Below are 23920 nucleotides of genomic sequence, written 5' to 3' on the forward strand. Positions count from 1 at the left end.
GGAGCCATGATGCAAAACAGTAATCTGAAAAACAGTTTGAATTTGAAACGCCGCAGTTTCTTGCAGGCCGCATCTGCCAGTGGTCTCTTGTTGGGCAGTGGCATCCCAGCAAGTGCTTTTGCCGCCGCAGGAAAACAAGATCCCTGGAAGCAGGCACAGGACATCATCAATCGTTTTTCCAAGCCCATTCAGTTCCGCAAGGAAGATTTTCCCATCACCAGTTTTGGTGCGGAAACCTGTCAGGTCGTGCCGACAGTTGCCTGGATTTCCTTTGTTGAAAAAGCCAATCTATCGACTCCGGCGAAAGGCTCCAAGGATTGCTACCCAGCAATTGCCGAAGCCATCGCCACATGTCATAAAGCAGGTGGTGGACGAGTCGTTATCCCGGCGGGTAACTGGTATTGCGCTGGGCCTATCGTATTGTTATCGAATGTCAATGTGCACTTGCAGGCTGGCGCGCATGTTTACTTCAGCAATAATCCGGCTGACTATGCAAAATACGGCAAATTCAATTGCGGCAAGAATGGCAATTTATCCATGACGCGCTGGGAAGGCAATGACTGCCTGAACTTCTCGTCTATGGTTTATGCTTTTGGACAAAACAATATCGCTCTTACTGGCGATGACTGGACTGCCATACTCGATGGTCAGGCTGGTGTCGATTTCCCGGATAGTCCTTATTGCTGGTGGTCCTGGAAGGGTAGGGAAAAGCCAAATACCAGCGGCGATATCGCAGCGGGCAACAGCGGAAACTATGTCAAGCATGTCAAAGGTGAGACTGAAGTTTCTCTGAATCCGCTGAATCCCACTTCATTGCAGGAAGCCGCACCGCATCTGAGTGCACAAGAAGCCAGTTTCATCCAGGGTGAAGGAGACAAATGGCGTCGCGATTCCAATTATCTGCGTGCGCTGGCAGAAGCCAGAGTACCTGCAGAAAAACGTGTGTTCGGAATGGGGCACTTCTTGCGCCCGCATATGGTGCAATTCATCAGTTGCACGAATGTGCTGTTCCAGGGCTATCAAGTTACCAATACTCCATTCTGGCAACATAACCCTGTCAATTGCCGCAATGTGCATGTGAAGAATATCTATGCCAATAGCATAGGTCCGAACAGCGATGGTTTTGATCCTGAATCCTGTGATCACGTTTTGATAGAAGATTCAACCTTTGATACTGGCGACGATTGCATCGCAGTTGATTCTGGCAAGGGGCCGGACATACAGTATGGTCCTTCACAGAATATCGTGATCCAGAATTGCAAGATGCATAGTGGTCATGGTGCCATGACTTTTGGCAGCATAATGTCTGGTGGTATACAGAATGTATTTGCGCAAAACCTGGTATTTGAAAACAGCCATTGGAAAACTGATCCGCTGAATATCGCAATCAGGTTGAAGTCCAATATGAGCCGAGGCGGTTTCCTGCGCAATTTGCATATACGCAATATTACGGTGCCGAATGGCATACGTACCACACCAGCGTTCTATTCCAGCTTACCTGGTTCTGCCATTCCTACCAAGTCAGTGGCGACCTCAGCTGGCGGCATTATCACCATCGATTGTGGTTACGACCCAATCAATGACAACGTGCGTACACGTCCGCCGGTGGTTTCCGATATTCATATCTCGAACGTCAAAGTGGCGAATGTCGATACCAAAGATGGCAAGTTCTCTTGCTATCAGGCGATAGTCATTCTGGGGCCAGTGGCCAGCGACTATAACGGCCCGGCAAAACCGGCACCGCATATTGTTCCCGTCACGAATGTCACTATCACTGATTGTGATCTCGGTACACCAGCCAATGCTGCCAATCCGCTGTATCTATACAACGTCAAGGGCTTGACCTTGAAGAATGTCAGGATAGGTAACACCGTGCATAACAAGACATTGTCTGCCTAGACTTGAGACGAACTTCGGGGTCTGCTTGCAGACCCCGTTTTTATCGAAAAGATCAAGAGTATCCTATGAAATTATTTCTTCGCTCTGTCGCCTTGATGGTGATCAGTGCCATGCTGGTCTGCGCTTGCAGCCAGCCAAAACAAGTTGAGTCTGATGTTGGCAAACCTGTCCGCATCATCCTTGTGGGGGACTCCACGATGGCCACAAGAAGTGGCTATGGTGATGCCTTGTGCCAGCGTTTCAAACCTGACGTGACTTGTCTGAATCTTGCCAAAGGCGGGCGTAGCTCCGGCAGTTATCGCGCAGAAGGTTCGTGGGAAGTAGTACAGAAACTCATAGCAAGCAATGCGCAATTCAGCCAGACCTTGGTCCTGATACAGTTCGGCCACAATGACCAGCCCGGCAAGCCCGGACGCTCGACTGACCTGGCGACAGAGTTCCCTGTCAATATGGCTGGTTATGTTGAGGAATTGCAGGCAGCCGGGGCACATGCCGTATTGCTGACTCCTTTGACCAGGCGCAGTTTCAAAGGCGCGCAATTACAAAATGATTTGCGTCCCTGGGCAGAAGCCAGCATCAAGGTGGCGACGAGCAAGCATGTGACTTTGATCGATTTAAATGCGATCAGTTATAAGGCTGTGCAAGCCATGGGCGAAGCTGAGGCTGATACCCTGGCAATGGCACCTCCGCCTGCTGTACTGCCGGTAGCAACTACAGACTTGTCCAAGATAGAAAAAGCAGGGGCTGCGAAGTCGGCTTTTGACCGTACCCACCTTGGTGGTAAGGGGGCAGCCTATTTTTCTTCTATGGTATTGAAAGAATTGCTGATAGTCGCCCCAGTTTTGCAATCGCATGTGAATGCAGAGACTAGATGATGAGTCAGCAAAAGATAATCTCCGCAACTTGGCTCACTCCAACAATCACGGCTTTGCTGCTTGCCAGCTCTGCATATGCTCAGGATAGCCGTCTCGTGAAGGAGCCGCAGACGCCAGCCGTCTGCAGTGTGCTGGCGGCACAACTGGAGAGTGGCAAGCAGGATACAACAAACCCGGCAAGCCGCGCACCAGATACCCAGCTTCTGCAAACGGCAATAGATGCCTGCCGCCCGGGACAGGCAGTACGCTTACGCAGCCGTAATGACAAGGTCGCATTCGTATCCGGCGCTTTGCAATTGCGCAGCGGCGTTTCGCTTTTGATCGATGCTGGTGTTACGCTGTATGCATCTACTCACTCACTGGACTATGACCGTGGTGCTGGCACTTGTGGCACGAATGATGACAAGGGCAAAGGCTGTAAGCCTTTCATCACGATTGATCGCGCTAAAGGCAGTGGCATCTATGGTGAAGGAGTCATTGATGGCCAGGGCGGTGAGCGCATCAGTGGCAAGGAAGAAAGCTGGTGGCAAATTGCCCGCCGGGCGCAAAAAGAGAACAATCGCCAGAACGTACCCAGGCTGATAGAAGTCACGCAGTCGTATAACATTACTTTGCATAATATTACGCTGCGCAATTCGCCGAATTTCCATGTCACTCTCAACCAGGTTGATGGCTTTACGGCCTGGGGTGTGCACATCGATACCCCAGCTAACGCCAGGAATACTGATGGCATAGACCCGATTTCTTCTCGCAATATCACGATCTCCAATAGCTATATTCGTACCGGTGATGATAATGTCGCTATCAAGGCAGGTAACAACGGGCCAACAGAAAATATCACCATACGGAATAGCCATTTCTACTCTGGTCATGGCATGTCCATAGGCAGTGAAACCAATGGTGGAGTAAACAATATCCTGATAGAAAATCTCAGTATGGATGGCACGACTTCAGGCTTGCGCATCAAGAGTGATATCTCACGTGGCGGGCTTGTGCAAAACATTAGCTATCGCAATGTCTGCATACGCAATGTCAAGGCACCTATTGATTTTGATACGCATTATGGAAAAATTGCGGCTGGCGATCTGATACCTCAGTACCGCAATATCAAGCTTGAGCATGTGCAATCACTGACGCCAGGCAAGATCATATTGCGTGGCTACGATGCTGCTCGTCCCATAGAGTTTGCATTGCAAGACGTCAGTGTGGCAGATAAAAGCAGTAGCCAGTTTGAATATGTACGATTGGCCGGTAGTGAGAAAGTCGTCTTTGACAGTATTCCGGCCAATCCTCAGCAATGTGAGCAGGCCTTTGCAGCCTATCCGGAATTGCTGCACCTTAGTAAGCGTCCGCAACTCGATGCACAGACAGCCAAGTACTTTGCCTATGCCGAAGTATTGAAGTATGCTGGCTTGCCCGGCAATGAGCGTATATCACCCTGGGATCCCAAATCTGAACCCATCGCTGCTGACCCGCAATTGACACCTGACTATATCGTCGATGCTAATGCTGTACCAGACGGTGTCAGGACATTCAGACAAGTACAGGCCGCTGTCAATCAGGCTGTTACCGATATGGATAAAGGCAAGACTGGCAGGCAGCGCATCCATATTTTCATCAAGCCCGGCACTTATCGTGAGCTGGTATATGTACCTGATACAGCCATCCCCATTACCCTGTATGGCAACGATGCAGCCACTACCCGCATTACTGCCAATCTGGATGCTGCGACCACTGGCAGCAACTACACTGCGCAGTTTTCTGCGCAGTTTTCTGGTATGCATCACAGGATCAATGCCATGCACGAGGGTTTGAAGGATAAGCCTACGCTAGGTACTTTTGGCACCGCAGTATTATGGGTCAAAAGCCCCGGTTTTCAGGCAAAGAATCTGACTATAGAAAATTCCTATAATAAGGATAAGGGTAATGCGCTGGCAGATTGCCAGCCCGGTAATTGTCCCGATGAAAATGGTATCTATGCGCGCAGCAAAATGGTGCATCATCAGGCTTTGGCAGTCATGCTGGATGGCGCTGATAAATCGCATTTCGACAGTGTGCGCATGCTGGGTTTCCAGGATACCTTGTATATGAAGTCGGGCAAGGATGGCCAGACCGCGAGGCAATTTTTCCAGCGCTCTTACATTGAAGGCGATGTGGATTTTATTTTTGGTGATGCTACTGCTTATTTTTTCGAAACCGAAATCAAGACTCTCGGTGACCGCAACTCTGCTTATGTCGGTGCTCCCAATACCAATGTGAAATCACGCTATGGTTTTGTGTTCGATCATTGCCGCTTTACCCATGATGGCAGCAGCAATGCCTTGGCGGGAAAATTCAGTTTGGCCCGACAATGGTTTTCGAACGAACGCTGTACACCATACGCACCTGTGCCTGTCCCTGGCTATGACTGCCAGATAGGCGAAGTGGATCAATTCAATTCGCCAACAGGCACGATCAGAAAGCAGACACTGGAGTCGGTAGGCAAGATGGTAGTCATGAACTCCGTGATTGGCGCTCATATCAATAAAAAACAGCCTTGGTCAGACTGGAACAAGAAAGGTACTTTGCCTTACCGCCCGGCTCAATTTTCCAGCGATGATTACTGGGCAAATCTGCTTGCTGCAAAAATCGACCCCGTAAAACAAATGGGCTACGTCGGACCAATTTCTCCGGTACGCGTATTTCTTGCTGAATTCAATAATACAGACGAGTGAGCTGGTAGCAGGATTAAAAGTGCGATCGAAAAAAACACAAGAGAGATAATATGAAACAGGAAAAACGAATTCAATCAAGCCAACCTGCACGTCGCAGTTTTATGAAAAAAGTGTCGCTAACGGGATTGTCCGTCACGACTGGCAGTGCGTTGCCAGTGAGCCAGGCACTTGCTGCGATCACGATAGACGATCCCTGGAAAAAAGCGCAGGATATCGTGGACCGCCTTTCCAGCCCTTTGAAATTTCGCAAGGCGGACTACCGCATCACGGATTTTGGCGCAGTCACTTGTGAATTGAAAAGTGTCAAAGCCTGGATATCGTATGAAGAGCAGGCTGCTGTGCAAACGCCGGTAGCAAATTCCATAGATATTTATCCAGCCATAACTCAAGCGATCAAGACTTGCCATGAAGCAGGTGGTGGCCGTGTGCTGGTTCCTGCCGGGAACTGGTATTGTGCCGGGCCTATCGTTTTATTATCGAACGTGAATGTGCATTTGCTCAAAGGCGCACACGTCTATTTCAGTAATGACCCGGAAGACTATGCAAAATATGGCAGCTTTGATTGCGGGCCAAACGGCAAGTTGGTGATTTCGCGCTGGCAAAGCAATGACTGCCTGAACTTTTCACCCATGGTGTATGCCTATGGTCAGGATAATATTGCCCTGACCGGTGACGACTGGACCAGCATACTCGACGGCCAGGGTGGTGTTCCGTTTGATGAAAATGGTGATTGCTGGTGGACCTGGAAGGGCAAGCAAAAAACCATCAATTCAGTAGGCCAAAATACCAGCCCCAATTACAAGCATGGCAAGCGTTCGGAAAATACACCGAATGACTTGAATGCCATCAGCCTGGAAAAAATCGCACCTCAAGTCGATGAAAAGCACAGGCTGCGCATACAAGGTGACAATGATAAGTGGCGAGCCGATGCGAATTACCTGCCATCGCTTTCTGAGGCTGGTGTTCCTTTGGGTAAGCGCATCTTCGGCTTGGGACATAATCTGCGCCCACCGATGATACAGTTCATCAGTTGTACGAATGTGCTGATGCAAGGCTACCAGGTCAACCACACGCCGTTCTGGCAGCATCATCCTGTACATTGCCGCAATGTCGTGATACGCAATGTGCTGGCAAAAAGCCATGGCCCCAACAGCGATGGCTTTGATCCTGAAGCTTGTGACCATGTGCTGGTGGAATCATGCACCTTTGATTCTGGCGATGACTGTATCGCCATCAAGGCGGGCAAGAATCTCGATACGCATTTTGGTCCTTCGCAAAATATTGTTATCCAGAATTGCACCATGCAAAGTGGCCATGGTGCGGTGACACTGGGGAGTGAAATGGCGGGCGGTATACAGAATGTCTATGCGCAGAATCTCTTGTTTGAAAATATACACTGGGCCACTGATCCATTGAATACGGCGATACGTCTGAAGACGAATATGAATCGGGGTGGTTACCTGAAAAATTTCTATGTACGTAATATCTCGATACCGAATGGGGTACAGACCAGTCCGTCTTTTTATACATCACTCCCTGGCTCACCCATCCAGTCAAAGACGGTGGCCACCGCTGCCGGTGCCGTGATCACTTTTGATTGTGATTACGCACCTGTCAGTGACAATGTCAGGACCAGACCACCAGTGGTGACGAATGTGCATATCTCGAATGTCAAAGTGGGTAATGTCACGACCAAAAATGGCAAGTTCTCGTGCTTCCAGGCCATCGTCATTCTAGGACCAGTAGCGTCTGACTATAATGGGGACGATAAGAACCCAATGATCTTCCCGGTTACTAATGTCAGTATCAGTGATTGCCAGTTTGGGACGCCAGTGAATTCAGCCAGCCCTATGTATTTGTATAACGTACAGGGTCTGGAATTGAAGAATGTACAGATAGGTGACAAACTGCATAGTTCTGTATTGTCAGCATAAGTTCAAAATTAGTGAAAAAAAAGCGCATAAGAGAAAATCTCTTATGCGCCCAAGTACCACTGCGCTTTCTACAAAATTAATTTGCAAATCTTGTTTCTGCTACGCCTTCCACTCCTGGTCGGACGAGTACCAGGCTACCTGCCCACTGATCATGTTCTGCCTTGCCAGCTCCTATGGAGCTAACGAGCAGGGTGCTCATATCCGGGCCGCCAAAGGTACACATGGCGGGTTTGTTCATGGGCAGTGCAATAGTTCTGTCGAGTTTGCCGGCTGGTGTAAAGCGTAACAGACAGGCGCCATCATTACCGCATATCCAGTAGCAGCCATCGACGTCCATGGCAGCACCATCAGGACGTCCAGCCATGGGTTTCATGTCAACGAAGACGCGCCTGTGATGCGGCATGCCTTCCGCCACGTCATAGTCAAACGCCCAGATAGTCTGGCTGGCAGGGTGAGAGTCTGATAAATACATGGTCTTGCCATCGGGCGACCATGCCAGGCCATTCTGGGTCAATAGGTTGTTGATCACAGGTGCAGACAAGCCCAGATCCGGGGTATAGCGATAAAGATTGCCAATCGCTTTGGCTGCAGCCATGTCCATAAACATGGTGCCGCTCCAGAAACGCCCTTGGCGGTCGCAACGACCGTCATTAAAGCGCATGCCAGTTCCCGATTCTGCCAGTTCGGCGGGTGTAGCCAAGCGGCTTTGCAATGCACGTGGACCTTCGCCCAGATGCAGGTTGAAAATGCCACTTTCCATTCCTGCGATAAAATCACCATCCTGTTTCAGGGCAATGCATGCCACCATTTCTGTCGTTAGCCAGGATGTCAAGTGACCATTCCTGGCGTTCAGTTTCCATATGGTTTTTGCCGGTATATCGACCCAATACCAGGCAGACTGTTCAGCATGCCATAAGGGACTTTCACCCACGATGCAATTCACAGCCGGTATTGATTCTATGTGAGAAAATTGAGTCATGTTGCGATTAAATAAGCTTTAATAAATTTACAGATCAGTAATTTCTTTATGGGTGGGTACCAGGGTTTTCATCATGCCCCAGGCCAGTAAATAAGCCACTGCACAGAAAGTAAACATGATGGTATATCCAGTCTGGATCTGACCAAGCTGACCGTAGTAATCAAACAACCAGCCACCTACTTTGGACACCAGGACTCCACCCAGTCCACCGGCCATGCCGCCTATGCCCACGATGGATGCGACCGATTTTTTCGGGAACATATCCGAAACAGTTGTGAACAGATTCGCTGACCAGGCCTGGTGAGCAGAAGTGCCTACACCGATCAGCAATACTGGTACCCAAAAACCGAGGTAGCCAAATGGCTGCGCCAGCAAAACGACAAGCGGAAACAGAGCAATGACCAGCATGGCCTTCATGCGGCCATTGTAAGCACTGTCTCCTTTACGCATGAAGTAGCTTGGGAACCAGCCACCGCCGATGCTGCCTATCATGGTCATGCTGTACAAGATAGCCAGTGGCAGTACGATGTCGGTCTTTTGCATCTTATATTGCGCTTCCAGATATTTTGGCAACCAGAACAGGAAAAACCACCATACTCCATCGGTCATGAATTTTCCAGCGACAAAGGCCCATGTTTGCTTGTAAGACAGCAGTTTAAACCAGGATATTTTTTGTGCAGGCTGAGTACTATTTTCTTCAATGACTTGGGTGTCGCCGCTATTGATATAAGCGAGCTCTGCAGCAGACAGGTATTTTTGCTTTTCTGGCTTTTCATAAAATAACTGCCAGAATATCATCCATAAAAAGCCTATTGCGCCGATGATGATGAACGCTGCCTGCCAGCCCCATAACTCAGCGATCAGCGGTACTGTCAACGGTGCCAGAATTGCACCTATATTGGCCCCGGAATTGAATATGCCGGTAGCTAAAGAGCGTTCATGTTTAGGGAAATATTCAGCAGTCGCCTTGATCGCTGCGGGGAAATTACCTGCCTCACCGAAAGCCAGCACAGCCCTGGATATCATGAAACCCGCCACGGATACGGGGATGACGGCCAGGCCGAGAGCGGTGAACAATGATGCCAGTCCTTCTCCCCAAAGTATGGAGTAGGCATGCATGATGGCACCGAAAGACCAGACGGCAATCGCCAGAAAATAGGCTTGCTTGGTGCCTATCTTGTCGATAAGACGACCTGCAAACAGCATGGAGATCGCATACACGAATTGAAAGGCTGCGGTGATATTGGCGTAGTCGGTATTGGTCCAGCCAAATTCTTTGGACAGATCGGGAGCCAGCAGGCTTAGTACCTGTCTGTCGAGGTAGTTAACGGTGGTTGCGAAAAATAGCAGTGCACAAATCGTCCACCGGTATTTTCCTATAGATTGTTGGCTCATACGAGCGTCTCCATTTTTGTAATTTGTTTGGTCATGCGACACATCTATGTGTGTTTTTTGCATGAGTTTGGCTTGTATCACAAGCGGGTCATTCAGATGCTTACGATGCCAGCGTCAATTTGCCATCCATCATACGTGCGACTTGCAGTGGATTGTTATCTTGCAGCGCTGCTGGCAACAATTCTGCCGGAAAACCTTGGTAACAAACTGGCCGCAAGAAGCGCTCTATGGCTGCTGCGCCAACTGAAGTGCTGCGGCTATCTGAGGTCGCCGGGAATGGGCCGCCATGTACCATGGCATGGGCCACTTCCACTCCGGTCGGAAAGCCATTGAATAAGATGCGCCCGGCTTTCTTTTCCAGCACTGGCAACAACTTCCTGGCATGTGCATGATCATCGGTTGTGGCATGCACGGTTGCTGTTAACTGACCTTCCAGCGACGAAGCAACTGCGACGACTTCTTCAAAATCCTTGCACAAAATAGCGATCGAAGAGGGACCAAAAATTTCTTCCTGCAATGCTGGCGTGCTCAGGAAAGTAGCGCCAGAACAAACCGACAATACCGCCTGTGCCGCACATGCTGATTCTGCTTGCTGGCCTTTGGCGACCAGTTGCAACTGACTGATGTCGGCCAGGTGAGCCGTGCCTTTGACATAGGCTTGATGTATGCCCGGTGTCAGCATGGTCGCCGCATGTTTATCCTCAAGCGCCCTGGCTGCATCAGATAAAAACTGTCGCGCTGCTTCACTTTCTATGGCAATGACCAAGCCTGGATTGGTGCAGAACTGGCCAGCACCCAGAGTCAATGAATCGACAAAATTTTTCGCCAGTGTCGTAGTCTGTGATGTCAAAGCCTGATTCAATAAAAATACCGGATTGATGCTGCTCATCTCTGCATAGACCGGGATAGGCTCTTTCCTCTGGCCAGAGGCTGTTACCAGGGCCAAGCCACCGGAACGAGAACCTGTGAAACCCACAGCCTTGATTGCTGCGTGGGCAACCAGTTGCTGACCTACTTTGCTGCCTGCACCTACCAGCATGGAGAATACACCTTCATGCAATGCGCAATCTGCCACTGCTCTTTGTATGACCCGGCCTACCAGTTCAGAAGTGCCAAGATGGGCATTATGCGCCTTGACGATGACAGGACAGCCCGCAGCCAGTGCAGAGGCAGTATCACCACCAGCGACCGAAAACGCCAGGGGGAAATTGCTGGCGCCGAATACAGCAACCGGTCCCAAGGCGATTTTTTGCAAACGAAGGTCAGGGCGCGGTGGTGCACGTTCAGGCAATGCGCTATCTATGGTCGCATCCAGCCAGTGACCATCGCGCACTACATTGGCAAACAGGCGTAATTGATTGACGGTGCGGCCACGTTCGCCTTCGAGGCGGGCGACGGGCAAGCCGGTTTCCTGCGCCGCGCGTTCTATCAGAACAGGTCCCAAGTCCATGATGCCGGTGGCGATGGTTTCCAGAAAGCGTGCTCTTTGCTCCAGACCGGTGGTGCGATAACTATCGAAAGCTTGTTCTGCCAGCAGGCAAGCCTGCTCAACTTCATCTGTGGTGGCGAAGCCAAAAACAGGTTCGATTTCTTGATTGGTGGATGGGTCTATGGCTTTGGCATTGCCCGCCAGACCAAATACGACTTTTTTACCGATCAGCATTTGCCCGGTGATTTGCATACAGTACTCCTTCTACTTCTGAATTTATTGTGGGCCTTGTGCCAGGATTAGTTTTTGCAGCATGGCATCTTCTTCCTCCGTCAGGTCAGTCAGTGGTGCTCGCACTGGGCCTGCGCTATGGCCAACCAGGCGCGCGCCCGCTTTGACGATGCTGACGGCATAACCAGCTTTGCGGTTGCGGATTTCCAGATAAGGCAGGAAGAACTGATCGAGCAGGCGATTTGTTGTAGCATGGTCATCAGCAGCAATGGCATGGTAAAAATCCATCGCCAGTTTGGGCATGAAATTGAACACGGCAGAAGAATACACTGGTGTGCCCAAAGCCTTGTAGGCAGCGGCGTACACTTCAGCGGTAGGCAAGCCACCCAGATAACTGAAGCGATCTCCCATACGGCGCCAAATCGATACCATCAATTCGATATCGCCTATGCCGTCCTTGAATCCGATGAGGTTGGGGCAGCGTGCGGCCAGTTTTTCCAGTGAGTCAGCGGTAAGTCGACAATTGCCTCGGTTATACACAACCACACCAAATTTTACCGAAGCGCAGACTTCTTCGACATGACGGATCAGGCCATCCTGGCTGGCTTCAGTCAGGTAATGTGGCAATAACAAGATACCATGTGCGCCCAGACGTTCTGCTTCCTGTGCATAGGCTATCGCCTGACGAGTAGGGCCACCGGCACCAGCCAGGATAGGTACTTTGCCACGGCAAGTGTCTACCGCAGTCTTGATGATGTCGGAATATTCATTGCCTGTCAGCGAGAAAAATTCACCCGTGCCACCCGCCGCAAACAGGGCACTTGCACCGTAGGGCGCTAGCCACTCAAGGCGCTCAGCATACGTCCTGGCATTGAAGTCACCAGCCGCATCAAAGTCAGTCAAGGGAAAGGACAGCAAGCCAGAGGACAGGATTTGTTTCAGTTCTTGAGGATGCATGGTGGCTCCGGAAATGGCAACCTGGACAAGTTCATGGCCAGGTTTGATGGTTTTAAAAAGTGAGTGTTTGCGTCAACGCTAAATCAAGTCATACGTCATCGTACAACTTAAAATAAGAGATCGCAAGAAAACTTTCCCAAAATGTGAAAATGCTGTGCTTTGGCAGGGGGGGGCGATCCAGGTATGACCCAGGCTTGGCCCTGTTCACTTCGGTTCGGGCTGGAGTATGTATGGAATCAGTCTGTCCTCTCTCATGGAACGGGTCTGATCTCAGCCCGGGACAGTTTTGCGGCAGGTGTGGCTAGTTTGAGACGGGCTAGAAACAAGCTAGAAACAAGCTTGAGGGAACTGCTTGAACCATGCCAGGATCATTCTGGTGTTGCCTCTATACGTTGTTGCGCCTGGCGCAATCTTTCGCGGCTGTTGCTAAGGTGGGTACGCATGGCGGCCCGGGCTGCTTCCTGGTCTTTGCGCAGGATGGCGAGGTAGATATCTTCATGCTCACGGTTGACTCTCTCCAGGTAATTGGTATTGCTGCTGCCATCCAGGGCCAGCATGGCAGACTTCAATCTGGCGCGCGGGATGATGGTCGTACCTAGATTGCTAAGAATATCCACAAAATAACGGTTGCCGGTAGACTGCGCGATCAGGAGATGGAAGCGCACGTCGGCATTCACCGAGGCATTTTCTTCCGTTTTGTTGCTGAGGATATCCTCCAGTGCCTTGCCCAGCGCTGCCGCCTGCTCTTCGGTTCGGCGCGAAGCTGCCAGCCAGGCAGCTTCGGTTTCCAGGCTGATCCTGAGTTCCAGTATATCGAGTACATCCCTGACGGTGACGATGGCTTCGCGCAACATGCCAGTTGGGGTCTGGCTCGGTTCGAGTATGAAAGTACCTATGCCATGGCGGGTTTGAACAAGCCCGGCAGCTTGCAGATGCGAGATAGCCTCCCGCACCACGGTGCGGCTGACATCATACAAGGCCATGATGGCCGATTCGGTAGGGAGCTTGTCACCTGGCTTCAGCGCACCACTCTTGACATTATTACTAATATTTTCAACGACCTCTTGGGACAGGCTTTTATGCCGTCTTTTGGTGGGGGGGGTGTTGGCGTAGTCTGGAATGTCCATGTTGTGGCTGTTTGCATGAGGGATTGGGGGAATTTTAACTCAAAACAAGTTAAATAGATGTATGACAACCTATGACATATTCTGGAAATTTATAAAAATTACCCGCCCTAACTTTATTGCGCAATCACATCGGCCACCAGTTCGCTTTTCAGGATCAGGCTGGATTGCCTGCCGTTCCCTAGCAAGAAGACACCACGGCCATTTGAGTAAATGATGCTGCCATCAGTACGCATGTCATAGGCGACTACATTGGTGGCCAGGACAGTTTCAAGGCCCTGACGGTTGCGGCTTACCAATTGCCATGAGGCTGGCACCAGCGACGGCACACCATTGACCATGTTCTCTTTTCGCAAGGCTTTTTCTGCATCGATACGTTTGCCTTTCAATATGATTTCCTTGAGGTCGGCATTCAAGGTCGGCCCAGACGCACTGGTCAAAGGCTTGCGGCTATACATCATGGAGAAAAAATTCAGGTAGTGAAACAGCGCACGCAATAAACGAAATGGGAAGAGCAGGACATCCAGCAGGGCATTACTGGTTTCATACTTGGGTGCTTCATACGGGCGACGTATGAAATGCAGGTTGCCTTGTTGGCATACCCTTGGATGCAGGTAATCATAAGCCGGGTCATCCAGTACAGGCGAAACCGAGCCAGTCTTCATATCCAGCATTTGTATGCTGGCATTCCCAAAGGCCAGGGCGACACCGCTTTGATTGCGGGCGATACCTGTGGATTGATACAGCACCTGTTTCTCTGCATCGGGTATCCAGCAGGGGCTGGTATCGAGAGTATCTCCACCGGTCAGTTCACGGTAATCATCACCTTCACGATTAAGCATGACGAGGTTGGCGATGCCGGTTTTGTTCATGGACGATGCCAGCAATTTGCCGCTAGCCTGATCGAGGTTCATGTCTGTCAATGCTAGGTTTTGTCTGTGCAGTATGCGCCTCTCTACACCCGTTTCCAGCTCATAAGAAAACAGTCCACCCATGCCTGCATCCTGCAAAAAATACAGTATCCTTCCCTGCTCATCAAATTGCATGGCGGTCGCATTGATATGCGCGCCATCGCCATCAAACTGACGCATCGCACCGGAAGCTGAGACGCCAAAACTGGTATTTTGTTTCCAGGCATTTCGCTCCCTATGCTTCTCCATTTTATCCAGCATCTCTTGCACATAAGGGCTGTGCAACTGTTTGACTTCACCATGGGCAGCGCGATAAAACAATTTGCCTTCTGAAATAAAAGCCACGGCCATGCCTGGCGCTTCATTATCCAGCCTGCTTTGCTGGGCGGGGTCATGCGGCGCATTTGGTAGGGCAGGGGCGGATGGCCCGGACTTGTCCTTTTGCATGGCCTGGTTCACCACATAGGCCAGACCCAGTAAGACGATGATGAGAATGAGTATATGCACAGCCGGTATCTCCTGAATTTTCAAGCTTCGCAGGTCGAAGCAAATCTATAGCAATGCGCCATTATGCATTGAAGCCTGCTGGCGCATGCTAATTGTGCTGTTTCAGGATGTAAATCAGAACGTAAAAACAGCAGGTCATACTGTCGCCAGGTTTGCAGAGTGGAATCAAGGTGTCTTGCTTCGCGGGCTATTTTTCGCCTGGGCCCGTCATTGGCCACTTGGCCATACCCGATTCCAAGCTTAGCGTCAGCATATGGCTACAGTTTGAAATAGACGCTCTAGGAAAGTTGCTGCAGAATTGGAGGCATACAAAAAATACGAAGACATTATGCCAGCCAATTTCCTGCCGCCTGCCCCCGCGCAAATACTGAGCCCTGACGGACAGGTAAGATTTGGCAAATATACCGGTGCGCCCGATGTCATAGACTGGTCGAGCTTGGCATTGCCCTACAGGCGCGGCAAACTGTGGCAAGCCTTGCATCACAAGCACTGGCATTATGTGGCACTGGCTACGGATGAAATATTTTGCGGCATTGCCATTGTCGATGTAGGCTGGACCAATACTGCCTTTGCCTATGTATTTGACAGGCAGGAAGGCAAGCTCATCGCCAGCTATTCCCAGGATGGTTTGTCGGGGCTGACAGCAAAACTGAATCAGCATCCGGCCGTCGGGGCAGCCTCCCGATTCCACTTCCTTGGCAATAAAATTCGCTTTCAGCATTTGCCTGCCAGCGAACAAATGCAAGATCAATTTCAACTGCAACTCCAATGCGGCTCTTTTAGCATTGATACCTTGCTTGATGCCAGCCAGGCTGCACCCTCCTTATTGGCGATAGGTGAAGTGCGGGGCGGTACAGTACATGCCACTGTCAAGTCAGCAGGTATGCCGTTGGCAGGGGCGGTGAGGGTGGGTAGCCGCAGCTTCAAGCTGCAGGCAGGCACAGGCAGCTATGACCATAGCAATGGTTTTCTGGCGCGAGAAACCGGCTGGCGCTGGGCTTCGGCGCATGCGCTGGATGTGGGCTTCAATTTACAGGCAGGCTATTTTGGCAGCAATGAAAACTCCCTGTGGCTGGATGGCAAGTTGATCGGCCTGGGGGCCGCACAGTTTGACTTTGATGCCAGCCAGGCCATGGCTGACTGGCACATCTACACCGATGATGGCTTGCTGGATTTATACTTCCGACCCGAAGGTTTTCGCGCAGAAAACAAAAATCTGATTATTGCCAGCAGCCGCTATCTGCAACCCATAGGCGTATTTAGCGGCTGGGTCAGGGCCAGTTTGGATAGCCCCAGGCGGCAGATAGAAAAAATGGTCGGCGTGACCGAAGACCATTTTTCCAAATGGTAGGTAAAATTCTTATCGTCGGTGGCACACCAAGCGGTCGGCCTTGCCAGCATTGACCACCAGTTTGTTACCAGTAAATTCTTCAACGATGCCAGAAGCTTTACTGCCCATACTGAGTGATAGGGTTTTGCCGTCGAAAAGGTAATTGCCAGAAAACTTCTTGCCATTCATGGTACCGCTCATCCGGGAATCTCTCTCAAACATCACATCCATGCTGTAGCCAGTCAGGACGCCATAGCAATTCCAGGTCCCCAGAATTTTTGTGAGCGCTTGCTGGGCTGTTGAGGTTTGTGCATTGGCATACTGGTTGTTGTCCTTATTACCCTCTCTGTTTCCTTCTATGCTGTTCATGGTCAATGCGCGCAGACTTTCATTGCTAGCACGGCGTGAAGACATGGTGTTGATCCAGTCTGCAGGAACGGCAAAGTTCAGGTTTTGCGCCTGCCTGTGTTGGAGGTTGAAAGTGTTGATGCCTACCAGTTTGCCAGCAGCATCAAACAAGCCACCACCGCTGGAACCAGGTGAAATAGGCGCGGTGGTTTGTATGACCTTGCCTGTAGGCAGGGGGCGCAAAGCGGAAACGATACCATCACTGATCGTCAGGTCCAGGCCTAGTGGAGCACCAATGGCAAACACTTTTTGGCCTATGCGCAGGCCGTCTGTGCTGCCCAGGGCCACTGCAGGCGCATTGGCACCGGGGACGCTGAGGCGACATAGATCATATTCTTCATCCGCCATGATGACCGTGGCTGCCAGTAATTGCTTGCCTATCCTGGCTTTATATTGCACGCCACTGCGCGTTACATGGCAATTCGTGATCAGGACTTCGGGCGCGATCATGACACCACTGCCCATAGACACCGGTGCGCCGGTTGGAGAAAACACCGTGATCAGGGCGATACTGGGAGAACGCAGCGCATAAATTTCTTCAGCAGTTTTACTGCCCTCTACATTATTGTTATTGGTGGCAGCGGGCTCTGCTATCTGGCTTGGTGGTGCTGGCACGACGGCGCGCAATGGCGGCTTTACTGGCGATGCAGGCGTGACTTTGCTATACACTGGCAATTCTTTTTGCCTGTCGCGTTCTTCCTTTTGATTGATAGACCACCACGTTGCTGCCGCTGCCAGCACTACCATTAAGGCAATCAGGCTGAACCAGTTTTTGGGTTTGGCAGGTGCTGTTGGTTGCTGTTCCCTGGCTATGCTGGCTTGAGCCCGCAAGCTTTCCTGTCTGGCCAGGCGTGCATCATAGCTGGCACGTTTTTGTGGAGTGGTAAGTAATTCGTAAGCTTCGCGCAAGATGACTTTTTTATTGGGGTCGTGCTGCGCCGTGCTTTCCAGTTCGGACATGGCATGCTGGTACGCTGCTCGTATCTGTTCCGGAGTTGCGTCCGCTGGGACCGAGAGTATGTCGTAAAGAGTTTGTTTCATTGCATGTCCAGAATGAAGGGCTTGCTTTTTTCCTTTGCGGGAACAAGTTTTTTCTGGAGATTGTAACTGAAGAGATGGCAGCTATACGAATTAGCCGCCATAAGTGATCTTTAGCGCAAGCGACCTATATAAGTCTGGTCCACCATGGCGTTGTGATCCAGCACAGGCATGCCTGCCAGGGGATTTGTTTCTATCCTGCTACTTACCAGCATACCGGATGCTGAACTGGATTTTTTGGAGATCAATCTGTTCAGCAAAGGATCTGCTGGCGGTGGAATGACGAACAAGCCAGCTTCACCAAAATAGATGTCTTCCAGCTTAAGACATATGTCGCGTAAGGCTTCGTTAGGCAATTCCATGGCCAGATCCAGTATGGCACGACAATAGCCAGGATTGATACGCATGTACTCAATATCAGTCACGCGGCCATTTTGGCGTCGCAAAATCACATGCAAACGCGCCATGAGTGAAAAAGCAAGATTATCTGACATCGCGTTTTGGACTAAGCTGCTGGTACTCATAAGATATGCTCCCCGTGAAGTTCAAGATCAAGTCCTTCTCTTTCTTCTTCCTTGTTGACACGCAAACCGATGGAAACCTTGAGTAGCCATAAAATGATGGCAGTCACAGCACCGGAATAAATGACTGTGACGATGACACCAAAGGCCTGGGTAGCCAGGCTGCCATCGACACCGCCTATGCTCTTCAATGCGAAGACTCCGGTCAGTAACGCGCCGACTATGCCTCCTATGGCATGCACACCAAATACATCGAGTGAATCATCATAGCCACCCATGGATTTGAGTGAAGTCGAACCCCAGTAGCAAGCCACGCCAGCCACAGCACCAATGACTAAGGCACCCGTCAGATCGACAAAGCCGGAGGCCGGCGTAATGGCAACCAGTCCGGCGACAGCACCGGAGACTATGCCAAGTACCGAGGGTTTGCCACGGCGCAGCCATTCCACGAACATCCAGGCCAGTGCAGACATCGCCGTTGCCACCTGTGTCACCAGCATCGCCAGCCCTGCACGGCCATCTGCCGCGCCTGCTGAGCCAGCATTGAAACCAAACCAGCCTACCCATAACAATGAGGCACCAATGGCTGTCAGCAAAAGATTGTGCGGTGGCATGGGTTCCTTGCCAAAGCCCAGGCGTGGCCCAACGATCAATGCGGCCACCAGGCCGGATACCCCGGCATTGATATGCACCACAGTCCCACCGGCAAAGTCGAGCACACCACGCGCTGCCAGCCAGCCCGCCGGTTCCCATACCCAGTGCGCAACCGGTACATACACCAGCAGGGACCACAAAGTGATGAACAGCAGCAGTGCAGAAAACTTCATGCGTTCGGCAAATGCACCGGTAATCAGTGCGGGGGTGATGATGGCGAACGTCATCTGGAACATCAGGAATACGCTTTCCGGTATCGTCGGCGCCAGTTGATGCACGCTGAGTTGCCCGGCTTCTTTCAAAAAGCTCACGCCATGCAGCATGAACCTGTCCATGCTACCCAGAAAAGGCGAGCCCGCTGTGAACACGAGGCTGTAACCCAGTACCACCCACAAGACTGTGACGATGCAGGTAGTTGCCAGGCTATGCGCCATCGTGCCCAGGGCATTTTTCTTGCGCACCATGCCAGTGTAGAACAGGGCCAGGCCGGGTATGGTCATCAGTAATACCAGTGCAGTCGATGTCATCATCCAGGCGGTATCACCAGCACTAATCTTGTCTGCCGCGATCATCCCGGACTTGTTCATTGCAGAAGGCGCGGCCTCAGGTATAGCCGACGTGCTGGCTGGGGCTGAAGTGGCAGTTGCACCAGCTAAGACTGGCGACTCTGTCTGCGCACTGCAAGTGCTACTGAACATGGAAAAAATGAAGGTCAGGGACAGCAAGAAGCTGGAAAGCACGCGTATTTTCATCAAGCTAGCCTTTTCAAAAACATCGTCAATGACACACAAGCATGTTTGCGATGCAGCATTTTTCATGCCAAGGTTCAACCAGGCATTCAAGGCTAACTAATGACTATTTCAGGGAGCTAACTTAGAACTGGTGCGTGGGATGGACAATACTTGCACCAAATGTAAGCAATTATTGTTGGATGGCATGGTTTCGCTTACAAGCATAAAAAACGCCGCTTAACTTGAAGGCTAAAGCGGCGTCATGCTTTCAGCTTGCCAGATTACGCTGGCAAAGCAATCTGATGATCAACACTGAATTGATAATCGCGGAATACATGTTCCGCACTCAGCAATTCATAATTACCATCCGGCAATTTGCGGGTCGTGTCTTTCAGGCGATACGTCATTTGTCCACAAGTCCAGCAATTGAAGTTGCGCATATGGGTGCACAGGCAGGTCTTGTCCATGACAGAGACTTTCTTGGCATCGGGATGCGCTGCCACTTCACGGTTATAGGATGTGATGTAGGCGCAATTGCCATTGCCGTCCAGCAGATAGCCATAGGATTCGCAGCCAGGCCGTATGCCATCGCCTATCGCGGGTGTGTTCTTCAGCATGCGCATGGGGTAGCCGGTAGGCGAGATATTATTGACTTCGATATCGCTTTCGCTGGCCTTGAAGTACTCCTGTTTCACGCTGGCTGGCAAGCCGCATTCATTGGTGACGGTGAAGCGGGTTGCTACCTGCACCCCAGCTGCGCCGTTTTCCATGAAAGACACGGCATCGCTGCCTGTGAATATACCACCAGCGGCAATCAGCGGGATATCCAGGTTTTCTGCCTTCAGGTACTGAATGATTTCAGTAATGATGGACTGCAAGTCATATTCAGCCCAGTCCATGCCAAAGCCCAGATGGCCACCAGCCAGTGGGCCTTCGACGATGACGTAATCAGGCAGACGGTTCAGGCGGGAATTCTTGCGCAGGAATAATTGTAATGCGCGTACTGAAGAAACGATGATGCCAAGCTTGGCATCGCGGAAGCGCGGGTGGTCCGCGATCAGGCCAAAAGAACCCAGATGCAGACCGGCACTCATGGTGATGCCATCAATACCAGCATCGAGTGAAGATTCCAGGCGCACCTTCAAGGTTTCGCGTGGACCGTTCATGGTCAGCTTTTCCATGCAGTTGACAAAGATCATGCCGGAACCCTGCTTGGCTTCCATGGTTTTGCCTACATGCAGTCGGGTAGCTTCGGCCAGTTGATCCAGGTTGAACTTGATGTCAGTCTTGTCGGAGTTGTTAATATTGTACTTGTAGAATTTGGTTTTTTCCTTGACAAAGCTGGTGTCGAAACGACGATCAGAGACATCCTGTACCATGGCATCAGAAATATGACCTATACCACCGAGACGTGCAGCAACCAGAGCCAGTTCAGCAGTGGAAATATCGACGCCCATGCCACCGATCATGATAGGAACCAGCTCATCTTTGCCCAGTTTCAGGCGGAAATCATCTACACGTTTCATTGTTATCCTTGACACATTTTGCTCAAAAGTAAATCACGCGACGCTATATTTAGTACTCACTCAATACGCTTAGTACTCTTACTCTACAGATACATATTGCCTACTTCTTGTTTATTCCGGGCTGCAAGCCAGCAGACGAACGAGATTGTAAGCCAGGGCTAGCTGCTATAGCTAAGATTATATTCTGTAAGGGCGGCAAATACCCAGGCGCAGGCTCTATCTCTTGCTATTTAACCAACGCAATTTAGCCCAGCCAGCTTGTTGGCTTGCATTCAGGAAAGTCCAGGCTACCAGACGACTCTCTTTATTGCCCTGGCTCATGATAATGATTTTTTCATCATAGACCTTGACCTGCTTCAATGCCGCACGGATTGCAGGCAAATTGGCGGACTTTGATACCAGAGTGGAAAACCATAAGACTTTTGTAGGTATGGTTGCGCTTTCCCTGATCATTTTATCAATAAATGCCAGTTCACCGCCTTCACACCAAAGCTCGGCGTCCCGGCCGCTGAAGTTCAGCACTGGCTTAGTTAGCCCTGGTTTGCCGGATTTGTTCAGGTTTTCCCATTTACGCGCACTGCCCGCCCTTGCTTCTTCGGCTGAACCATGAAATGGCGGATTGCATAGACTGACATCAAACCATTCATCATCTGCAATTACGCCCTTGAACAAAGTTTGGGCACTAGCTTGAAGGCGCAGTTGTATCTGCTTGCCCAAGCCGGGATTGCGGTCGAGTATGGTTTGGGCATTGGCCAGCGAGGCGTCATTGATATCACTGGCACAGAATGACCAGCCATATTCGCTGGCACCCAGCAAGGGGTAGATGCAACTGGCACCCGTACCTATGTCCAAAGCAAGTAACTGTTTGCCTTTTGGTATACGTCCCTGATTGCTGCCTGCCAGTAGGTCAGCCAGATAATGCAAATAGTCAGCTCGTCCAGGTACTGGTGGGCAAAGATTTTCTGCTGGGATATCCCATTCCAGCACGCCATAGCTGCTTTGCAGCAAAGCCTTGTTGAGCAGCTTGACTGCGATCGGTTCCGCAAAATCAATGGTCGCTTCGCCAGCCGGATTCTCCATCAGGAATTTCTGCAGCGCTGGTTCTGCCTTGATCAGTGCAGGAAAGTCATAGCGACCTTGATGACGATTGCGTGGATGGAGCAATTGTCCGGCAGCTTGATTTCTTTTTTCCTTCTTGTTTTTGTTGCTCATGAAAGCTTATCCAATATGTCGCAGTACGCTAAATTCTAATGGCCAGATGCCGGGGCATATTGTCCCACGACTTGTGGTCTGGCAGATGGCCCAGGAAGCTGCGGATTTGACCTGAGGCAATAGATTTCAGCCATACTTAAGTAGGGGCTTAATTGCGCATGCTAAGGATGTAAAATTCGGTAAGTGTTTTATTCATCCTGAAACGCCATTGCTAAAATCTGGCGACTCAAAACTTGCAGCCCGCAGCAGTTCTTGATGGTCAGTGCATGCTAAGGTCCTGGAAAAGAATGCTCATGCAGGCCATTGATGCACAGCTCCACTCTCTGGACACTGGACATATCAAGCATGACCTCCTGGTGCTGCGCTGCCTTAGATCGCCTTGAACATCTTATTGAAAGGTATAACACATGAAGAATATCGCCATTGCCAGTAGCATTGCTGCTGTCACTATCTTGTCGGCCTGTACAACTGCACCTGTAAAACAGTCTGTCCCTGCTGCTCCAGTCATGCAGACTGTGGGTGTGCCAGCTAATCTGAAAGCACCTGCAGGTGAAGTTCTAGCCTTCCAGATGGCAGCGACAGGCGTTCAAATTTATGATTGCAGGGCTAATAAAGATGCCGCCAAAAAATTTGAATGGGTATTCCGTGCACCGGAAGCAGAACTGTATGCCAGCCATGACAGCAGTAATGTCAAACTGGGCAAACACTATGCAGGCCCAAGCTGGGAAGCGAATGATGGCAGCAAGGTCGTCGCCGAAGTCGTCGCCAAAGCCGATAGCCCCGACACCAGTGCCATCCCGTGGTTATTGCTGAAAGCCAAATCCACTACTGGCTCAGGTACTTTTTCCAAAGTTACCAGCATACAGCGTGTGGTAACGGTAGGTGGTAAGGCGCCTCTGAGTGGTTGCTCAGATTTCCAGTTGGGAGCAGAAACACGCACGCCTTATAAAGCAACGTATTATTTCTTTACGGCAAATTAAATACCGCTTCTTGGGGATATGAGTTCATAATAGGTTTCCCTCTATGAACTCATATTGCAATGATACTGGACGGTTTTGATCTCGCCATCTTGCGCTATCTGCAACAGAATAGCCGCCATTCAGCCGAGCTGATAGGTGCAGACATCGGTTTGTCCGCCACCGCCGTTCAACGACGCATACGCAAATTGCGGGACGAAGGCGTAATCAGGGCAGAGGTAGCGATCGTCTCACCTCATGCCGTAGGCTACCCCCTGACTGTCATGGTTGAGGTTGCGTTCAAAAAAGGTCTTGGTGATGTCATCGACAGTTTTAAGCAAGACATGCAAGCCCTGATTGAAGTCCAGCAATGCTTCTATCTTGCAGGTGAGTTTGACTTCATGCTCATCGTGCAAACCACAGACATGGCTGCCTACGAACGTTTTACCCGTGCCGTGCTTTTTATTAATGAGAATATCCTCAAATTCCGTACCACGGTCGTGATGGATACCGTCAAGCAAAGTTATTGCCTGCCGATCTAAGCGAGCGCAAGTTTTACGGAAAAGTCATCGGCCGACGTTTTTTTTCA

General features: G+C 50.6%; 19 protein-coding genes. 8 read left to right on the forward strand and 11 right to left on the reverse strand.

The window, feature by feature from the left end; all coding sequences use genetic code 11:
• Positions 1-9: 9 nt before the first annotated feature.
• From H8L47_RS12840 to H8L47_RS12855, 4 genes are all read left to right on the forward strand, one after another.
• Positions 10-1899, forward strand: coding sequence for a glycoside hydrolase family 28 protein (locus tag H8L47_RS12840; protein ID WP_186953986.1), 1890 nt, complete (start codon positions 10-12; stop codon positions 1897-1899).
• Positions 1900-1964: 65 nt separating this feature from the next.
• Positions 1965-2774 (forward strand): rhamnogalacturonan acetylesterase, encoded by an 810-nt coding sequence (locus tag H8L47_RS12845; protein ID WP_230413716.1) that lies wholly within the window; start codon positions 1965-1967, stop codon positions 2772-2774.
• 95 nt (positions 2775-2869) lie between these two features.
• Entirely contained in the window at positions 2870-5488 is a 2619-nt protein-coding gene (locus H8L47_RS12850; protein WP_329605448.1) for a pectinesterase family protein, read from the forward strand.
• Between the two features lie 50 nt (positions 5489-5538).
• Positions 5539-7422: a glycoside hydrolase family 28 protein gene (locus H8L47_RS12855; protein WP_186953988.1), complete on the forward strand. Its 1884-nt coding sequence runs from the start codon at positions 5539-5541 to the stop codon at positions 7420-7422.
• A gap of 76 nt (positions 7423-7498) precedes the next feature.
• On the opposite strand, the gene H8L47_RS12860 is transcribed toward H8L47_RS12855, so the two are convergent.
• From H8L47_RS12860 to H8L47_RS12885, 6 genes are all read right to left on the reverse strand, one after another.
• Positions 7499-8401, reverse strand: a complete 903-nt coding sequence (locus H8L47_RS12860) for an SMP-30/gluconolactonase/LRE family protein (RefSeq protein WP_186953989.1) — start codon at positions 8399-8401, stop codon at positions 7499-7501.
• Positions 8402-8428: 27 nt separating this feature from the next.
• A complete protein-coding gene (locus tag H8L47_RS12865) occupies positions 8429-9796 on the reverse strand; it encodes an MFS transporter (RefSeq protein ID WP_186953990.1) in 1368 nt (455 codons plus the stop codon).
• A gap of 100 nt (positions 9797-9896) precedes the next feature.
• Positions 9897-11477 (reverse strand): aldehyde dehydrogenase (NADP(+)), encoded by a 1581-nt coding sequence (locus H8L47_RS12870; protein ID WP_186953991.1) that lies wholly within the window; start codon positions 11475-11477, stop codon positions 9897-9899.
• Between the two features lie 24 nt (positions 11478-11501).
• Positions 11502-12413, reverse strand: coding sequence for a 5-dehydro-4-deoxyglucarate dehydratase (gene kdgD, locus H8L47_RS12875; protein WP_186953992.1), 912 nt, complete (start codon positions 12411-12413; stop codon positions 11502-11504).
• Between the two features lie 368 nt (positions 12414-12781).
• Complete coding sequence (locus H8L47_RS12880; RefSeq protein WP_186953993.1) at positions 12782-13540, reverse strand: FadR/GntR family transcriptional regulator; 759 nt, start codon at positions 13538-13540, stop codon at positions 12782-12784.
• A gap of 113 nt (positions 13541-13653) precedes the next feature.
• Positions 13654-14955, reverse strand: coding sequence for a TolB-like translocation protein (locus H8L47_RS12885; RefSeq protein WP_186953994.1), 1302 nt, complete (start codon positions 14953-14955; stop codon positions 13654-13656).
• Between the two features lie 328 nt (positions 14956-15283).
• Between H8L47_RS12885 and H8L47_RS12890 the strand changes: the two genes are divergently transcribed.
• Positions 15284-16306, forward strand: coding sequence for a DUF2804 domain-containing protein (locus tag H8L47_RS12890; RefSeq protein ID WP_186953995.1), 1023 nt, complete (start codon positions 15284-15286; stop codon positions 16304-16306).
• 9 nt (positions 16307-16315) lie between these two features.
• On the opposite strand, the gene H8L47_RS12895 is transcribed toward H8L47_RS12890, so the two are convergent.
• The 3 genes from H8L47_RS12895 to H8L47_RS12905 form a co-directional block, all read right to left on the reverse strand.
• The gene (locus H8L47_RS12895; RefSeq protein WP_186953996.1) at positions 16316-17734 is read right to left on the reverse strand and encodes a trypsin-like peptidase domain-containing protein; all 1419 of its coding nucleotides are present in this window, start codon (positions 17732-17734) and stop codon (positions 16316-16318) included.
• 110 nt (positions 17735-17844) lie between these two features.
• Positions 17845-18255 (reverse strand): hypothetical protein, encoded by a 411-nt coding sequence (locus H8L47_RS12900; protein ID WP_186953997.1) that lies wholly within the window; start codon positions 18253-18255, stop codon positions 17845-17847.
• Positions 18252-19517 carry an ammonium transporter gene (locus H8L47_RS12905; protein WP_329605449.1) on the reverse strand — a complete coding sequence of 422 codons (1266 nt, stop codon included), beginning with the start codon at positions 19515-19517 and terminating at the stop codon, positions 18252-18254. Before H8L47_RS12905 ends, H8L47_RS12900 begins: the two co-directional genes overlap by 4 nt.
• Here H8L47_RS12905 and H8L47_RS29745 point away from each other — a divergent pair.
• Entirely contained in the window at positions 19462-19758 is a 297-nt protein-coding gene (locus tag H8L47_RS29745; protein ID WP_230413718.1) for a hypothetical protein, read from the forward strand. The genes H8L47_RS12905 and H8L47_RS29745 overlap by 56 nt on opposite strands.
• A gap of 160 nt (positions 19759-19918) precedes the next feature.
• On the opposite strand, the gene H8L47_RS12910 is transcribed toward H8L47_RS29745, so the two are convergent.
• Complete coding sequence (locus H8L47_RS12910) at positions 19919-21163, reverse strand: nitronate monooxygenase (protein WP_186953999.1); 1245 nt, start codon at positions 21161-21163, stop codon at positions 19919-19921.
• A gap of 216 nt (positions 21164-21379) precedes the next feature.
• Complete coding sequence (gene rlmF / locus H8L47_RS12915) at positions 21380-22375, reverse strand: 23S rRNA (adenine(1618)-N(6))-methyltransferase RlmF (RefSeq protein ID WP_186954000.1); 996 nt, start codon at positions 22373-22375, stop codon at positions 21380-21382.
• 407 nt (positions 22376-22782) lie between these two features.
• On the opposite strand from rlmF, the gene H8L47_RS12920 reads away from it, so the two are divergent.
• A complete protein-coding gene (locus tag H8L47_RS12920; RefSeq protein WP_186954001.1) occupies positions 22783-23355 on the forward strand; it encodes a DUF3455 domain-containing protein in 573 nt (190 codons plus the stop codon).
• Between the two features lie 59 nt (positions 23356-23414).
• Positions 23415-23873 (forward strand): Lrp/AsnC family transcriptional regulator, encoded by a 459-nt coding sequence (locus tag H8L47_RS12925; RefSeq protein WP_186954002.1) that lies wholly within the window; start codon positions 23415-23417, stop codon positions 23871-23873.
• The last annotated feature ends 47 nt before the right edge of the window (positions 23874-23920 follow it).

This window comes from Undibacterium umbellatum, from assembly GCF_014284125.1.
Taxonomy (GTDB): Bacteria; Pseudomonadota; Gammaproteobacteria; order Burkholderiales; family Burkholderiaceae_D; genus Undibacterium; species Undibacterium umbellatum.

Bases quoted from the DNA above. Each gene is read 5' to 3' on its own strand.
- H8L47_RS12840 (WP_186953986.1), top strand. From the start codon at position 10: ATGCAAAACAGTAATCTGAAAAACAGTTTGAATTTGAAACGCCGCAGT.
- H8L47_RS12845 (WP_230413716.1), top strand. From the start codon at position 1,965: ATGAAATTATTTCTTCGCTCTGTCGCCTTGATGGTGATCAGTGCCATG.
- H8L47_RS12855 (WP_186953988.1), top strand. From the start codon at position 5,539: ATGAAACAGGAAAAACGAATTCAATCAAGCCAACCTGCACGTCGCAGT.
- H8L47_RS12860 (WP_186953989.1), bottom strand. From the start codon at position 8,401: ATGACTCAATTTTCTCACATAGAATCAATACCGGCTGTGAATTGCATC.
- H8L47_RS12865 (WP_186953990.1), bottom strand. From the start codon at position 9,796: ATGAGCCAACAATCTATAGGAAAATACCGGTGGACGATTTGTGCACTG.
- H8L47_RS12870 (WP_186953991.1), bottom strand. From the start codon at position 11,477: ATGCAAATCACCGGGCAAATGCTGATCGGTAAAAAAGTCGTATTTGGT.
- kdgD (WP_186953992.1), bottom strand. From the start codon at position 12,413: ATGCATCCTCAAGAACTGAAACAAATCCTGTCCTCTGGCTTGCTGTCC.
- H8L47_RS12880 (WP_186953993.1), bottom strand. From the start codon at position 13,540: ATGGACATTCCAGACTACGCCAACACCCCCCCCACCAAAAGACGGCAT.
- H8L47_RS12890 (WP_186953995.1), top strand. From the start codon at position 15,284: ATGCCAGCCAATTTCCTGCCGCCTGCCCCCGCGCAAATACTGAGCCCT.
- H8L47_RS12895 (WP_186953996.1), bottom strand. From the start codon at position 17,734: ATGAAACAAACTCTTTACGACATACTCTCGGTCCCAGCGGACGCAACT.
- H8L47_RS12900 (WP_186953997.1), bottom strand. From the start codon at position 18,255: ATGAGTACCAGCAGCTTAGTCCAAAACGCGATGTCAGATAATCTTGCT.
- H8L47_RS12910 (WP_186953999.1), bottom strand. From the start codon at position 21,163: ATGAAACGTGTAGATGATTTCCGCCTGAAACTGGGCAAAGATGAGCTG.
- rlmF (WP_186954000.1), bottom strand. From the start codon at position 22,375: ATGAGCAACAAAAACAAGAAGGAAAAAAGAAATCAAGCTGCCGGACAA.
- H8L47_RS12920 (WP_186954001.1), top strand. From the start codon at position 22,783: ATGAAGAATATCGCCATTGCCAGTAGCATTGCTGCTGTCACTATCTTG.
- H8L47_RS12925 (WP_186954002.1), top strand. From the start codon at position 23,415: ATGATACTGGACGGTTTTGATCTCGCCATCTTGCGCTATCTGCAACAG.